Origin of the sequence: Pseudothermotoga elfii DSM 9442 = NBRC 107921, from assembly GCF_000504085.1 — a bacterium.
In the GTDB taxonomy this organism is placed as follows: Bacteria; Thermotogota; Thermotogae; order Thermotogales; family DSM-5069; genus Pseudothermotoga_B; species Pseudothermotoga_B elfii.
Genome location: NC_022792.1, coordinates 1,221,035 through 1,236,764, shown reverse-complemented (window position 1 = coordinate 1,236,764; position 15,730 = coordinate 1,221,035). Strand labels below are relative to the sequence as shown.

Genomic DNA, 15,730 nt, shown 5'->3' with positions numbered 1-15,730 from the left:
GAGGTTTTAATATTTTTTCTTGGTGTTGATGTTGGAACTTCAACAATCAAAGCAACTGTCTTGAATGAACTGGGAAATATTGTAACTTCTCACAAAAACAAAATCAAAATCTTGAATCCTCAGCCAGGTTTTTACGAAGTTAATCCTGTTGCCTCCTGGTGGAAAGGTTTTGTTGATGTTTTAAGGAAGATATCAAAAGACGTGGATTTATCAGAAATAAATTCTATTTGTTTGAGTTCTGTCTGTGGTTCATTTGTTCCGGTAAATAGCAATTTCGACCCTCTGTACAACGCCATTTTGTACGGAATTGATAAGAGATCAGCTTCTCTTGTTTCAAAACTCAATGATCGTTTTGGCGAAGATTATCTCACAAACCAATTGGGTTCATCGTTCACAACTCATTCTGTTTTGCCAAAAATACTGTGGTTAAAAGAAAATGTCACTGATGTATATAAAAAAACAGTTTTTTTCGTTGAAAGTGTTAATTTTATAACGGGGAAGCTAACAGGGCAAGCTGCTTGGGATTTACCCACAGCAGCTGGATGTCAATTGATCAATTTGCATAAGCTTAATTACCCCATCGAAATACTGGAATCTGTGGGCCTCGAAATAAATAAATTTCCAGAACTTACCTGGCCTTTGCAGTCGTTGGGTACAGTCACTGAAAAAGCAGCAAAAGAAACAGGATTAAAGAAAGGTACGATGGTTCTGACTGGCGCTTGCGATATAAATGCAGAAGCAATTAGTTGTGGAGCTATAAATCCTGGTGATTTGTTGGTTGTGCTTGGTTCCACTGTCAGTATTCTTCTTACTCTTGATGCATTAAATTTCGAAAAAGGTTTTGTTAGCGGAGTATCTGTTATTCCTGGACAGTATCGCTTAGGAGGTGCTACATCGTCGGGAGGAAGATTTGTAAATCATGCAGGTCAACTTTTTACAAGGCCTTCGAAATCTCTTTTACAAAAAATTGATTTATCTCCCACCGGTATAATTGTGCTTCCTTATTTTGATGGAGCGAGATGTCCCTTTCACAACCCTGATGCTACTGGTGTTATATATGGCATTTCAAGTAATAGTTCTTCGAAAGATTTGTATATTGCTGTTAGAGAATCTATTGGTTTTGAACTCGCTGTTATTCTGAAAAAATTAGAAAAACATCTAAAACAATCGGAAAAGATTTATGTAACAGGAGGTCTCTCGAAAGATGATGTGCTTCTTCAGGTAATATCGAATATCACAGGGATGGCCCTTAGAGTTTATCCAGATATTGATGCATCATTTGGAGATGCTTTAATGGCTATGAGCACTCATTTTTCGCTGGATGAGGTTCTGAAAATTCATAGTAGTACTCAAATTAAAATAATTTTGCCAGACCAGAATATTCATAACGTGTATACACACCTTGTAGAAAAATTTGAGATGCTTTATGATGCCCTCACAAAGTTATTTGAATTCAAAACAAATGAGTAAAGTGTATTAAGAAATACATACGGCTGTGCATTATTTCAGAGTGAAAGAATTGCTGAGAAATATTTGTGCAAAATCTGGCGAAGACATTTTTAGGCCTTCTCATACTTTCATTGACGCTTATACCCAAATCTCCCTGGTTGTAATGGAGAATAATAAATCCCTGCTGTTGCCATCTCGTGTAGGTATCTTGTCTATGTATATGTAGTTACCTTCTATGATTTGTTTGTAATCGTTTATTACTATTGGTAGTTTTTTCACTTTAGACCTCCTCTGATTTTATTTTTGCCAAAGGAACGTACAACGAGTTTCACTTGCTAAAAAGCTCATTTATCAAACGCTCTTTGGGTATTTTCAGATATTCTGCTATGTTGTTATTTAAGGTACCTATTTTGAGATAAGAATGATCTGGAATGGTGATTCTATGTTCATAACCCATAATATTTGAGGACAATCTCAGATGACTGCCGCTCTTTCTTGTGATCTCATAACCATACCCGTTAAGTAATTTGGCAAGCTCCCTACCTGAAAGGTTTCGTGGAAGTTTAGCCATATGTAAATGTTTCTTCTCTTACAATGTGGAGTCGAATAATATCTGGTCTGTCATCAATTTTTTCAAAATGGCAATTTATAGCGTCTTTTATATTCTCTTTGAGCGCTTCTAAGGTGTCTGATTCGGTAAAAATACTATAATCTAAAGCTCTGGCGTTATATCCACCCTCCGGATCTTCCTCTACTATGAAAATCATCTCTTTGAGTTTCATTTAACATCACCTTCTATAGACAGAATCTCATGTCTATCTTAACACGAAGCAAAAATTTACTCCTCAGACTCTTTCATATTTCCATTCTTTTATATTTCTTTCTTCACTTGAGATACTTATACCCACTAAATAACATCTTTTGTATCTGTATGATTCATAGTATCTTTTTTGTCTTATCTGTTCTATCGCTTTCCTCGCAGGTTGGTCTATTTTTAATTCGAATATGTACACTGTACCGTTGGTTTTCACCACTAAGTCTGCCCTTCCCGTATTCGTTATCTGTTCTTCTATCACTTTGTACCCAGCGACACCAAGTAAGGTCTTTATATATGTCTGGTAAAATGATTCAAGCTGGGTTATTTTATCTTCTTTCCCTGATCGTTTTATCCTTTCAATAACATCATAACTTATCTCTGCTAATGCTGATTGTATCGCCCCCATCAATTGCTCTACGTCTTCTTTTGCCATTGATTCACGTATTATGTATATCTTTTGGTTTATTTCACTTGTGTTCATGCCATATCTCGCTTCTAACAATACTTTATCTAACCCTGCCTCTACATCTATATTGGGTATACCCAATATGTACATCGGTCCTTGCTTGGGATCTGGTGATACTCTCTTTGTTAGTGTTAAATATCCCGCTTGAGTTAGAAAGATACCAGGTGATGTATCTTCTATTTCTTTGTCAGTAAAATCACTTTCAGGAACTATTTTCCCTACCAGATCATCTCTTGTAACTTTGTGAGTTTTGAAATATTCGAAAATGAACTGTGGAGCTCCAGATTCGTTCCAGTATGAAGCAAATTTTTTGTTGTACAGCGCAAGTAATACAGCATAGGGATTGTATACATGATGAAGACCATCAAAAGAAAAACCATCGTAATAGCTTTTCAAGGTTTCAAGGTATTCTTTTTCTGTCATCTTCATTTCTCTGCTCACTTTTGTTATGTGTTCACTGAAATAGTGTTCTATTTCTCGTTGTGTATATCCAAGCATCTGCGAATAAAATTCACTGAAAGTGATATCTGTGAGATTATTCAACGCGCTGAATACACCCATCTTTGTGAATTTGGTTATGCCTGTTATGAATACAAACCTCAGCGAACTGCCAAGACTCTTTATCTTCCCATAAAACTGCCTTAGTTCATTCCTCATCTCTTCTATCTTTGCCTTGTTTGTTATGTGATCCAATATCGGCTTCTCATATTCGTCTATCAGTAAAACTACAGGCTTTGATGTCTTTAAGTGAATGTTTTTTATCAATTCCTGTATCCTGTTCGATATCGTTTTGGTCTGAAATTCTATACCGTACTCCTTGGAGTAATCTAATAACATCATCTGAATACTCTCTCTCAATGTCTCAAGATCTGTACTGTCTATTTTGTTCATGTCCAATACAACAACAGGATATCTCTCTTTCTCCCAATCCCAGTTGTTGTATATCCATGTATCTTTGAACAGTTCTTTTTGTCCTGTGAATAGATAATAAAATGTGCTGACCGTTAAACTCTTCCCAAATCTCCTTGGTCGTGAGAGAAAATAATATATCCCTGTCGTTGCCATCTCATGCAGGTATCTTGTCTTGTCTACATATATGTAATTACCCTCTATGATCTGTTTGTAATCGTTTATACCTATCGGTAATTTCTTCACAGTTTCACCCCACCTTATTATGTCATGGATATTCTTGAGGATAATGTGACTTGTGTGACAGTTGTCTACAAACTGTGACAGTTGTGACAGATCAGGATGAGATCAAATAGAATATCTTCCCAGAAACCCTTAATTTTTCATCTCTTTCAATTATCAGCCCATCTTCTTTCAGACGGTTTATATAAGTATAGGCGGTTTGCCTTTTTACGTTTTTTTTCTCGAGTTCTTTTACTATAGCATTTCTACTTCCCTGGTGGTCCGCTACTATACGAAGCACCTTCTTCTGAAGATCTGTTAATTCCCAGGAACTTCCAAAATATCTTTTGACTATCTTTTTAATAGTTTCTCTTGCTATTTGTCCTGTTATTCTTTCGTTATCGAGATTATTCTGAACGATCTGTTGAGAAATCCAAAGGGCATCTCTTGGGTTTCCATCACTGTATCTCGCTATTTCATAAAGAGCGTCACCATCGAAATAGTCTGGATAAGCTATCAACCTTTTTGAGATCATTTGCTGTATTTGTTTATCATCGAGTGGCTCTATAAAAAATGTGTCTTTCAGTATATTCTCTAAATTCCCAGATTCGTTCCATCTCAATCTGTCTCTCACGTATTCCCTGTATATCGCAAATGGCAAAGAAAGTATTACCAATAGTCCGTTTTTACCAAAAACAGTTTTGAGCGAATCGAGAATTACAAGCACTTCTTCCTTTTTTTCTTTATCCAGTTCATCTATAAGCAAAACGACTTTATTGTATTTTTTCAATAGAGCCTCAAGGAGTTCATCAAACAATTCATAAGTTTGATAAATATTGAATTTCTTTGTGCGAGTTGTGCTTTTAGAAAAATTTCCTGTCACAAAAACTCCTCCAGCCGCTCCAAGAGAACTGGTTTCACTTCTTTCTTCGACAACGAAATCAATCACTTGCTTTGCAATTTTCGAAAGCTCTGTGGCTTTGCTTTTCTTTACTTCCATAGCGAGTTTGTAAAGCATATCGGCAATTATTATCTCCTTGCTCTCTTTTTCTGTGAGCTTCAGATAAATCCTTTCTCCTTCATCGGGATTAACGAAGTTCAACACAGTTGTTTTTCCAACACCCGTTTCGCCGCACACACCATAAACTCCCGCCGGCTGGAGTGAGCACACCATATTGAGAGAATCTATTTCTTTTTCTCTGTCAACAAGTAGATCCTTAGAGGAGAGGGGTTCATCAAAAAGTGCTTTCAGGATATGTTTTATATCATCTTTTTTCATTTGACCACCAGGTATAATTATAACATCACAGATTGTGACTTATGTGATAGTTGTCTACAAACTGTGACAGTTGTGATTGAAAAATTATCTTGAAAAAAAGATCTTCAGAAAAAGATAGTCAGAGTAAAAGTAAGTTGACATTATTTCGAAATAATGATAACATTTATTAAGCACAAGGGGGTGGTTGTGTGAAAATGGTGTTTCTAACTTTTCTGATTGCGGGCTTATTCGTACTTGCAGGTTGTGGGCTTATTTCTCCAACAGCTACAGATGTCAACCAAACGGCTGAAAATTTGCTAAATACTGTTTTAGATGCCTTCGAATCTGATATCCCTAACCCAGATTCAAGCCCAACAGAGTTCATGCAGTTGATCAAGCAATTCGTTTATATTCCTGATCAAGATGCTTCAGATACAGATGTGATCGATGGGGTAGAGGTGTTTGGTATTTTTCTTTTCGATTTCATTTGGCCCTCTACACTTACAAGTGTAGAGCTCAAAGGGCTCAGCGAAATTGACAGCAAGCTTTTGTCTTATAATTGGGCAAATCCACCAGATTTTGTCCAAAAGACTTATATGATGACTGTTCAAGGTGAGACTGAAGATGGCACAATAACTTCTTTCTCATTACCATTTCTGATAATTAATGATGATGGCTATTTCTTCGCGGTATTTGTCGATGATACAGGCAGTGCTACTGAAGCTATAATTTATCCAATTCCAATGCTGTTTTTATAGTTTTCGGTGATTTTGTGAAATATTAAATAAAAACTTTGAGGCACTGTTGAAACACGAGTATTTATAAAACACAATAAAAAATGGGGCAAGAGCCCCATTTTTTCACATTTTGTCAAATTTGCCGGTATATTAGACATAAAAAGTGAGTTGGAGGTGTTTTCCAACTACTTTGTGAGAGTCGTTAATTTTAGTATTGAGCAAACAGTTTAGATGAAACGTGATTTTGAGAATTCGAAACTAATGAAAAGATATTTCATGATACCAATGCTAAGATGAATAAGAGTTGAAATACTTTATTGCGAACTACCCTCGTTTCTACAAGTTGAGGCTTCCTGAGGAGTTTGCACTTTTTGGGTGCCTCATTCTCGCAGGGTGGTTCACATACACCTTTTGCCGCGTATGCCTTGAGAGGCATTTCGCCATATTTTTTATTACTCCAAAAACTGTACCTTGAATATTACCTTTGCCTTTTCTTACCATCTTTATTATAAAATCATGTCCATTAATTTTTTCAGGTCTTTGTTAAACTATTCATCTCTACCTTACAGAAGGTGGAACCTTCTGACTTAACATTGATAAATTTGCATATTTTGCATAACTCATTTTTTGATTATGTGTAATTTCAATTCTCCTTGTTTCAAGCTATGATATGCTTTATTCAACGAATAAAACAGATGTTTTTGATATTTGCGCTGCTTGACTTTCGATCTAAATATGTTATACTTATAGTGATATTTATTTGCATAATTTGCAAGGAGGATGTTTTGTGGCTGGAACATTGAAAGATATTTCGAAGATTACAGGATTTTCCATTTCAACTGTTTCCAGAGCGCTTAAAAATGATCCACGTATCAGCGACAAGACAAAACGGGAGATCCTCAGGGTTGCTCGCGAATTAGGTTACAAAACCAGTATTGAAATAGGAAACGATAAAATAATAATGCTCCTCGTTGCCAATCCTCATGAATCAATGGAAAGTGATGAGTTTTTTTCAAAAGTTCAAAAAGGCATTCTCGAAAACGCTACTAAGGAGAATTTTCATTACTTAGTTCAAACAGTTTCATCAATTGAAGAGTTCGACAACACTCTTGTGCCTCTAAATCTTGTTGATGGAATAATTGCTGGCGGTATCCCTATGCCAGAGTCCATGAAAAATTTTCTCCTCAAAATAGAGCTTCCAGTTGTACTTATAGGCAAATATGACGGACTTGAATCCTTTCCATCAGTGAATAATGACAATATTCGTGGAGGATACTTAGCGGGAGTCGAGATTCTAAAAACTTATTATGAGAAAGTGTGTGTTATAACTGGTCCAAGATCTATTTCCACCTTTTCCGACAGAGTAGAAGGTTTTCTGAAATCCTTTAAAGAAAGAGGAAAAAGCACTGATGATATTAAGATAATAGAGCTTGAAGAATTCGACGAGAAGGCAGGCAAAAAGGCTGTTTTAGAACATGAAAAATTTCTGAGATCTTACAGAACAGCTCTTTTTTGTACTACTGATTGGCTTGCAAAAGGTGCCCTCGAAGAACTGAATGTTTTAAAATTCAAAGTCCCTAAGGAAGTAGGATTGCTTGGCTTTGGGGGATTGAGTTTTTGCAAACACATCACTCCTAAGATTTCTACTGTTTCGCTCAATCCATATTTATTAGGGAAAATTGCTTTTCTGATGCTACGCGAACTACTTGATGGCAATACTGAAGCTAAAGGGGTTGTCTTTGTCGAGCCCACAGTAATAAATGGGGAGACTTTGGTCAGGGGTGATTTATGTTGAATTTTCATGAGCTTTTATCTTCAGAAAAACCACTTCTTATTGTGAGCCTTCCTGAGAATTCTTTGGATTATGCGAGAGCAGCAATTGATAATGGTGCTGATGCTATCAAGCTGCACGTAAATCTCAAACACAGAGTAACTGGTCAAATCCATACTTCATGGAAGGCAATAAAATCTGAGGTTGAAAAAATAAAGGAATTAAACTGTTGTATGGGCATTGTCCCTGGTACAGAAACAATGGCCTCTCCTTCTGAAATTAAGGAAATGGAAGATTCAGGTTTCTCGTTTTTCGACGTTTATATAGACTATGCTCCACTATATCTGCTTAACAGTAATATGGCAAAAATGTTAGCACTCAATTATACGTATGAACTTTATATGGTCAAACATCTTGTTTTGATAGGTGCTGATGCTGTGGAAGTTTCCATCATAAACCCAAGTGATTATGGAAAACCTCTTACACTCCTCGATATCACAAAATACAAAGAAATTCTTAGCATGACTGAACTACCTGCTTTTGTGCCCACTCAAAAGAAAATATCATCAACGGAATGTGAAAGGCTTTTAGAAATGGGATTTCGGGGAATAATAATAGGCCCTATAGTAACAGGAGTTAATTTAAGAGATTTCAGCAAGGCTGTAAGAGAGTATGGAAAAGTCATTCATGGATGATTTTTGAATATATATTTTTATCCAAAAGGAGGGATAATTATGAAAAAAGTAGTTGTTTCCTTGTTTCTAGTTCTGGCACTTGTGACAGGAATTTCGAAAGAGAAAGTTACCGTATGGTTTGCAGGTACAACGAAAAGTTTTATGGATGTTGTCGAGTCACAAATAGTACCAGAATTTGAGGAAAAAAATCCAGATATAGACATGGTAGTTGATTTTGTGCCATGGGGAGAGCTTTCTACAAAACTGATGACCGCTTTCGCTGGTGGTATAGGTCCTGACATATTCATGCATGGCCAGGCTGCAGTGGCTGGGTTTGCTGAGAAGGAATTGATTCTTCCACTGGATGAGTATCTCTCACAAATCGAAAATAGTGATGACTTTGGTACAGCTTTGAATGTGGGGACTTACAAAGGAAAGACATACTTTATACCTGTTTTTGGCTCTGGAAGGCTTCTTGCTTACAGAAAAGACTTTTTCAAGAGAGCAGGTTTAGATCCTAATGAACCTCCTGTTACTTGGGAGCAACTTAAAGCCTTTGCAGTTGCCACCACAGAATGGCAAGGTTCGAGATTAAAAATTGCGGGCTTAGACCTCCCAGTCTCAGGAATCGATTTGCAACAAGTATGGACAATGTTCTTAATTGCGAATGGTGGCAGGCTCTTTGATGAAGAATTTAATCCAATATTTAACGGACCAGAAGGCACTGAGGCCCTTCAATTTTATGTAGATCTTATACGAAAACACAAAGTTACTTCGGAATATGGACTCTCTGCAGTTGGAAACCTTGAACCAATAGCAGCAGGGACAGCCGCGATGGCATTTGTAACCTCCGAATCCATGAGTGCATTTAAAAAGTATGCACCTGATGCCTTTGACAACATACAGCTGTGTCTTTCACCAGCAAGATATACCAAAGCTGCGTTTTACTCATTTGCTGGTTTTATGGTTTCACGCACAACAAAAAATCTTGACTCCACAATTAAAGTTCTTTCTCATTTGACATCAAAAGATTCCATAATTAAAATCAATAGCTCACTGGGTGGTATCCCACCAAGGCAATCTGCAGCTGAGGCGAGCTTTGTGTCTTCTGACCCTGTAATCAAAATGTTTGTGCTTGGTACAAAATATGCATTTGGAAATCCAAACGTGCCATTCTGGGTACAAGCAAGGGATATTCTATCTAAGTACTTGGAACAGGCAATTAGAGGAGTTGTGAATCCAAAAGAAGCCCTTGATAAAGCTGCAGAGGAAATCAAAAAACTCAAATAAGATTTGCTTTGCCGATCCTTAACGGGATCGGCAAGTTTTCTTTGAGGTGATAAAAAGTGACCGGGAAAAGAAAATTGCACACATTGCAGAAGCGGATAATCTTTACTGCCTTTTTACTTATTGCACCTGTTTTCATATACAATATGATATTCAGAATAGTACCAATCTTTGCTTCGCTTTATCTCAGTTTCACCGATTTCTCGGGATTTGGAAAAGCTAATTTTGTAGGAATTTCCAATTACCTAAGAGCACTAACAGATTCCGAATTCTGGAATGCTGTTCTCAAAACCTCTCAGTTTTCCGCAGAAGTATTGCCACTGAATATGATCATTTCTTTACTACTCGCTCTTCTCGTAAATAATAGTATTAGAGGAGTTGGTATATTCAGAGCAATTTACTATCTGCCGGTAATAACCCCAATGGTAGCTGCAAGTATGATCTGGATATGGCTTTATGATGCACAATTTGGTATTCTTAATTATTTACTTTCGCTTTTCAACATACAACCTATTAATTTCTTAAAGGATACGAAATGGGCGTTACATTCACTGGTAGTGATGAGAGTATGGCGCGGGGTCGGCTGGAATATGCTTATTTATCTTGCAGGTCTTCAAGGAATTCCCAAATTCCTTTATGAAGCTGCTTCGATAGATGGCGCGACAAAATTCAAAAGATTCTTGAAAATCACACTTCCACTTCTAAGACCCGTTCATATATATGTTCTAATAGTTGGTCTTGCAAGCACTTTGCAGACTTTTACAGAAGTTTACGTTATGACCGGTGGAGGACCATTACAGTCCACTACGACAGTAGGATTACTTGTATACAGAACAGCTTTTGACTACATGAACATGGGATATGCCAGTGCAATGTCATTTATTTTAGGCATCATCATAATGGTTCTTTCCATTTTTAGTTTTATGTGGGGAAAGAGAAAAGAGGTGTAAGTGTGAAGAGCAGAAGAGTATGGACAATAATGTTATTGGTTTTCACTGCTATTATAATGGGATTCCCTTTTTTTTGGATGATCACCTCATCTGTGAAATCCAATGAGGAGATTTTCTTATGGCCTCCCACGTTCTTACCAAAAACTCCGACTTTTGAGCACTATCAAAATGCAATTATGACACGAAGTTTTGGTAGATACTTTTTGAATAGTTTCATTGTTGCTTTATCATCTGCAATCATAAATCTCATATTTTGTTCAGTCGCAGGTTATGCTTTTGCAAAACTTGAGTTTCCTTTTAAAAATATTCTTTTTCTCATTTTGCTGAGTACCATGATGGTTCCTATACAGATTACACTCGTTCCAACGTTTCTATTGGTCAAATCGTTCCCTCTTGTCGGCGGAAATGACATATTTGGCAGAGGCGGCACAGGTTTACTTAATACTTATTTTGGACTTATGATACCTCATATAATGAGTGCTTTTGGTGTGTTTGTTATGAGGCAGTTTTATATGCAATTTCCACGAGAATTGATGGAAGCTGCCAGAATAGATGGTGCAAGCGAGCTTAGAATATTTACAAAAATCTTCTTGCCATTAGGAAAACCCTCATTAGCCGCACTTGCAATATTTACTTTCACACAAGCTTGGGATGATTTTCTCTGGCCTTTGGTTGTAACAAGTGATAGCAATATGAGAACCATTCAACTAGGTTTGGAAACTTTTAAAAGCAGGTACACAGTAGATTGGGGACCTCTTATGGCTGCAACAACAGTGAGTATAATCCCGATTGTGATAGTATTCTTCGTTTTTCAAAAATACTTTACGGATATATCTTTAAGCTCAGGAATTAAATAATACTTATCCGAGGAGGAAAGCAGTTATGCCAGATTACGATGTAATAGTAGTAGGTGGAGGAATTGCGGGCGTTTGCAGTGCTGTTGCAGCAAAGCGTATGGGTGTTTCCGTTTTACTTTTAGAAAAAGATATGGCTCTCGGCGGTGTACTAACGAATGCTTTGGTTAATCCCATGATGACTTTTCATTCACCTCTGAGGCAGATAGCTGGTGCTATTGCTCAAGAGATAGTGGATAGATTAGTAAAGATCAAAGGAAGTTATGGACATATAAAGGACCCTATAGGTTTTGTAAAAACCATAACGCCGTTTGAACCGGAAAAACTTAAAACAGTGCTGATAAACATGTTGCATCAGGAGAACGTTGATTATTTATTTGGATGTCTCGTTAGTGATGTTAAAACAAAAAATGGAACAGTAACTCAGATAGAAGTAGCAACAATGCAAAAAAAGATAAATTTAAACGGAAAAATTTACATAGACTCGACAGGAGATGGAAATTTTTGCATAAAAGCTGGTGCCCCATATGTGGAAGGAAATAACGATAGAAAAAGATGCCAGCCTATGACTCTGATAATGAAGTTGAGCAGGGTAAATAAGAAAGAAATAATCAGTTACATACAGACGAATCCTGAGCAGTTTACTCTTGCAAATAGTCCAGATTTTTCTTATCTGGCTGTTTCTGGATTCTTCGATCACATGAAAAAACTTGAAAAATATAATGTGAGATTCAAACGTGATAGGCTCTTATTTTTTGAGGTACCTTTCAGAGAAGACGAGGTCTTCATGAATACAACTCGATATCCTGGATATGCGGCAGATCCAATGGAGTTAACCAGAGCTCAAAGCTGTGCAAGCCTTGATATATGGAACTTTTTGGAATTTCTCAATAATGAGATACCTGGTTTTGAAAGTGCAAAATTAGAACAAGTGGGATGCACGATAGGCATAAGAGAAACCAGTCATATAATTGGAGATTACCAGTTAACAATTAAAGATTTACTTGAGACAAGAGATTTTCAAGACAAAATAGCCATAGGAGCTTACCCTGTGGATTTACATTCACCGAATTCTAGTGGGCTGAAAACAATTAAAATTCCTTATCCGGGAGAATATCAAATCCCTCTAAGATCACTTTTCCCACAAGGGTTGAATAACGTTTTACTATCAGGTAGAAACATAAGCGCGGATCATTTAGCTTTCTCCGCAATTAGAACGAGTCCTCTTGCTGCTTCTATCGGTTTAGCAGCTGGCATTTGTGCCGCGATAGCCGTAAGAGAAAATTGCAATATCAGAGATGTAAGATACCAAGAATTACAAGGTGAAATTAAAAGGATGGGAGGTATACTTTGAAAATAATCATACTACCTATGGATAACAGGCCACCAAATTATCGTTTCTTAATTGATCTTGCAAATATATACAAATTGGATGTAACACTTCCTCCAAAAAATATTCTTGGTTTTTATAGAACACCAGGTGATATAAACTTGCTGATTGAGTGGTTGCTTAGACAAAGAGCAGATTTATACATAATCTCAACTGATATGCTTTGCTATGGAGGATTGATAGCATCAAGGGAAAATTGGACAACTTTTGAAGAGGCAGAAAAGAGATTATCAGTTTTGAAGATTATCAAAAAACTCAATCCGAATAGCAACATACAACTTTCATCAATAATAAGAAGAGCATCAACATCTGTCTTTTCAGAAAGTTCGTACGAGTGCTGGGAGAAAATGAACACATATTTGAGAATTTTCAAAACGAACCCCGAGCAAGCAAAAAAGGTAGAAAAAAACTTTCCAAGAGGCTATATTGAAAATTACTGGAAATCAAGAGAAAGGAATCATAAAATAAACCTGAAATGTCTTGAATTGGTAAAGAAAGGCATAGTTGATTTAATAGTGTTCTCCGTTGAAGATACTTTTCCAGGGGGTCCTCATGAGAGAGAAGAGGAAGCTTTAAAGCAAAAAATTACTGAATATGGAATTGAAGACAAGTGTTTTATACATAACGGGGCAGATGAAGCTTTACAGAATTTGTTAATCAGAACGTTTAACAAAGGTACTATCAATGTGATATACGATAGTGAGGAAACCAAAGTTAAGATAATGGATTACGAAGATAGGAAATTTCTGGAGAACGTAAATTCTCATCTGAGATTGACTGGTTTCAATGTGAGTGAAAATGCTGAAAATGTGGTACTCATCAGTGGTAATAGCAAAGAGAGAAGCTTGAAAATCATTGAAAAACTTAAGAAAACTGGAAAAAAGATCTATATACTTGATGTCTTCAAAGCAAATGGATCTAACCCCGACTTTGTTAACGATGCTCTGGCAATCGGAGGCAGCTCAATAAAGGGATATTCTGCCTGGAACACAGCTTCAAACAGTTTGGGAACAATACTTGCAGAAATAGCAGAGGCACCAAATAAAGATAAGATAGGTTTATTTAAATTTTACCTCGAAAGACTTCTGGATGATCATTTTTATCAGGGTGTTTGGAGAGAATGGCTTGAAAGAGAGTTAATGAAAAATGGAGAAAATATATATGACGTTTCTGAGAAGTCAAAAACATACAGAAGATTCGTCGATGAAGTTTTTAAGCCCTGTTGTAATAAATTCTTAGAGAAATATTTTAATGAAAACATTTGTGTGTGTAAACAGAAATCTTGCATTTTTGTCATTCATAAAATTGAACTCAAAGATTTTAAGCTACCTTGGAACAGAACCTTTGAATGCGAACTCCAAGTGGAATTGAATGGAGAATACAAACATTGAACTAACACGAAAATGGGGCTCTTGCCCCATTTTCATAATGATTTCATCAAATCTGCTGTATTTTCATAGAGTTTTCTGAAGATCTGGTAATATTTGTCATAAACCTGTTTGTTAGATTTGTCAGGAGAAATACTTTCTCTGTATTTTACCCAGTTTTTAATTGCCTCCGGTCTGTCTATCACGCCTGTTCCAAGGCCTGCCAGGAACGCATCGCCAAAAGGAGCTTCTACTAAACTTGCAACCTGCCTCATCTTAAAACCTGTAACATCTGCGAAGATTTTCACCCAAAGATTTGATTTTGCAACTCCACCCACGATCCAGCATTCGTCGTCTAATTTCAGACCAGCTTTGATGCCCTCTTCCATATTGTGTCTCAGCGCATATGCTCCACCTTCCATGAGTGCTCTGTATATGTGTGATCTGCTGTGGTACAAACTCAGGCCAAAAAATACACCTTTTGCAAATGGGTCCCAGATTGGTGATCTTTCACCCATGAAATATGGAAGTACGATTATGCCATCGCTACCTGGTGCAATTTTTTCAACTTCTTTATCAAACAGCTGATAGGGCGATGTGTTCATCCTCTCTGCCACAGCCGTTTCTGATTCACCAAATTGCTCTTTGAACCATCTTGCGAGAGCGCCTGTTGTTGCCGAGCCACCAAAAGTATAGATCCTTTCTGTATCGTAAACTACATATGGGTAATTGACAAGTTGTGGTGCGAGCTTACTGCCGTCATGTACCGTCCCCCAGCAGGTAGAAGTGCCCACCATTGCCACGTGCTCTCCTTCGTTGAGTGCACCTGCAGAAAGCTGGGCTACAGGTGCGTCTATGCCGCCAGCCACAACGGGAGTGCCTTCCAATAAACCGCAGTACTGCGATGCTTCCTTAGTGACACTACCAACCACATCTGATGACTTGACAATTTTTTCAGGAAGATATTCAATAGGTATGCCAAGAATTTCGCACATGTGTTTTGACCAGGTGAGGTTTTTCAGATCAAAAACTCCTCCGAGATTTCCTGCAGATGAATAGTCGATCACTATTCTACCAGTTATTTGATAAATCACATAATCTTTTGGTGATATGAATTTGTATATTTTTTTCCAAACCTCAGGAACATTGTTTTTTATCCACATCATCTTCGGAAATCCGAAATATGAGTCAACGTAATTTCCCGTTATTGAAAAAATCTCTTCTCTTGGGATATTCTTTTTTACCCATTCGGTTTCTTTCACAGCTCTTCTATCCATCCAGATCAAACAGGGGTAAAGTGGCTTTACATCTCTATCTACAGGTATACCTGCACCACCATATAAGCCACTAACAGCAACACCAGCTATTTCTTTTTTTGCTACATTTGATTTTTCTACCACTTCTTTTATAGTTTCAAAAGCGGCTTTTACCCAGATATCTGGCCATTGTTCAGCCCAGTTTGGTCTGGGTGTGTTCACTTCGTATTCTCTTGTTGCTTCACAGATTACCACGCCATTCTCATCCACAAGAACGCTCTTTGTGTTTTGTGTTCCTATGTCGCAACCTATCAAATACATCT

Annotated in this window: 15 protein-coding genes; 9 read left to right on the top strand and 6 right to left on the bottom strand. The window is 37.1% G+C overall.

The window, feature by feature from the left end:
* Positions 1–9: 9 nt before the first annotated feature.
* Positions 10–1,470, top strand: coding sequence for an FGGY family carbohydrate kinase (locus tag TEL01S_RS05975; protein WP_269764071.1), 1,461 nt, complete (start codon positions 10–12; stop codon positions 1,468–1,470).
* Positions 1,471–1,587: 117 nt separating this feature from the next.
* On the opposite strand, the gene TEL01S_RS11030 is transcribed toward TEL01S_RS05975, so the two are convergent.
* From TEL01S_RS11030 to TEL01S_RS05955, 5 genes are all read right to left on the bottom strand, one after another.
* The gene (locus TEL01S_RS11030) at positions 1,588–1,728 is read right to left on the bottom strand and encodes a hypothetical protein (protein WP_154654504.1); all 141 of its coding nucleotides are present in this window, start codon (positions 1,726–1,728) and stop codon (positions 1,588–1,590) included.
* A 49-nt stretch (positions 1,729–1,777) separates the two neighbouring features.
* Complete coding sequence (locus TEL01S_RS05970) at positions 1,778–2,020, bottom strand: type II toxin-antitoxin system HicA family toxin (RefSeq protein ID WP_028844023.1); 243 nt, start codon at positions 2,018–2,020, stop codon at positions 1,778–1,780.
* A complete protein-coding gene (locus tag TEL01S_RS05965) occupies positions 2,013–2,231 on the bottom strand; it encodes a type II toxin-antitoxin system HicB family antitoxin (RefSeq protein WP_028844024.1) in 219 nt (72 codons plus the stop codon). Before TEL01S_RS05965 ends, TEL01S_RS05970 begins: the two co-directional genes overlap by 8 nt.
* Before the next feature lie 63 nt (positions 2,232–2,294).
* Positions 2,295–3,887 (bottom strand): ATP-binding protein, encoded by a 1,593-nt coding sequence (locus tag TEL01S_RS05960; protein WP_028844025.1) that lies wholly within the window; start codon positions 3,885–3,887, stop codon positions 2,295–2,297.
* Between the two features lie 91 nt (positions 3,888–3,978).
* Positions 3,979–5,142 carry a P-loop NTPase fold protein gene (locus TEL01S_RS05955; protein ID WP_028844026.1) on the bottom strand — a complete coding sequence of 388 codons (1,164 nt, stop codon included), beginning with the start codon at positions 5,140–5,142 and terminating at the stop codon, positions 3,979–3,981.
* 188 nt (positions 5,143–5,330) lie between these two features.
* Here TEL01S_RS05955 and TEL01S_RS10715 point away from each other — a divergent pair, with 188 nt between their 5' ends.
* From TEL01S_RS10715 to TEL01S_RS05915, 8 genes are all read left to right on the top strand, one after another.
* Positions 5,331–5,879 (top strand): hypothetical protein, encoded by a 549-nt coding sequence (locus TEL01S_RS10715; RefSeq protein WP_051366181.1) that lies wholly within the window; start codon positions 5,331–5,333, stop codon positions 5,877–5,879.
* Positions 5,880–6,645: 766 nt separating this feature from the next.
* Positions 6,646–7,653, top strand: a complete 1,008-nt coding sequence (locus TEL01S_RS05945) for a LacI family DNA-binding transcriptional regulator (protein ID WP_012003203.1) — start codon at positions 6,646–6,648, stop codon at positions 7,651–7,653.
* Positions 7,647–8,324 (top strand): hypothetical protein, encoded by a 678-nt coding sequence (locus TEL01S_RS05940; protein ID WP_012003202.1) that lies wholly within the window; start codon positions 7,647–7,649, stop codon positions 8,322–8,324. The genes TEL01S_RS05945 and TEL01S_RS05940 overlap by 7 nt, the downstream gene beginning before the upstream one ends.
* Positions 8,325–8,363: 39 nt before the next feature.
* The gene (locus tag TEL01S_RS05935) at positions 8,364–9,593 is read left to right on the top strand and encodes an ABC transporter substrate-binding protein (RefSeq protein ID WP_012003201.1); all 1,230 of its coding nucleotides are present in this window, start codon (positions 8,364–8,366) and stop codon (positions 9,591–9,593) included.
* Between the two features lie 56 nt (positions 9,594–9,649).
* Positions 9,650–10,540 (top strand): carbohydrate ABC transporter permease, encoded by an 891-nt coding sequence (locus TEL01S_RS05930; protein WP_012003200.1) that lies wholly within the window; start codon positions 9,650–9,652, stop codon positions 10,538–10,540.
* A 2-nt stretch (positions 10,541–10,542) separates the two neighbouring features.
* Positions 10,543–11,397 (top strand): carbohydrate ABC transporter permease, encoded by an 855-nt coding sequence (locus tag TEL01S_RS05925; protein WP_144313077.1) that lies wholly within the window; start codon positions 10,543–10,545, stop codon positions 11,395–11,397.
* 25 nt (positions 11,398–11,422) lie between these two features.
* A complete protein-coding gene (locus TEL01S_RS05920; RefSeq protein WP_012003198.1) occupies positions 11,423–12,748 on the top strand; it encodes an FAD-dependent oxidoreductase in 1,326 nt (441 codons plus the stop codon).
* Positions 12,745–14,175, top strand: coding sequence for a DUF4127 family protein (locus tag TEL01S_RS05915; RefSeq protein ID WP_028844028.1), 1,431 nt, complete (start codon positions 12,745–12,747; stop codon positions 14,173–14,175). Before TEL01S_RS05920 ends, TEL01S_RS05915 begins: the two co-directional genes overlap by 4 nt.
* A gap of 32 nt (positions 14,176–14,207) precedes the next feature.
* On the opposite strand, the gene TEL01S_RS05910 is transcribed toward TEL01S_RS05915, so the two are convergent.
* On the bottom strand, positions 14,208–15,728 hold the full coding sequence (locus TEL01S_RS05910; RefSeq protein WP_012003196.1) for an FGGY-family carbohydrate kinase: 1,521 nt from the start codon (positions 15,726–15,728) through the stop codon (positions 14,208–14,210).
* Positions 15,729–15,730: the final 2 nt, after the last annotated feature.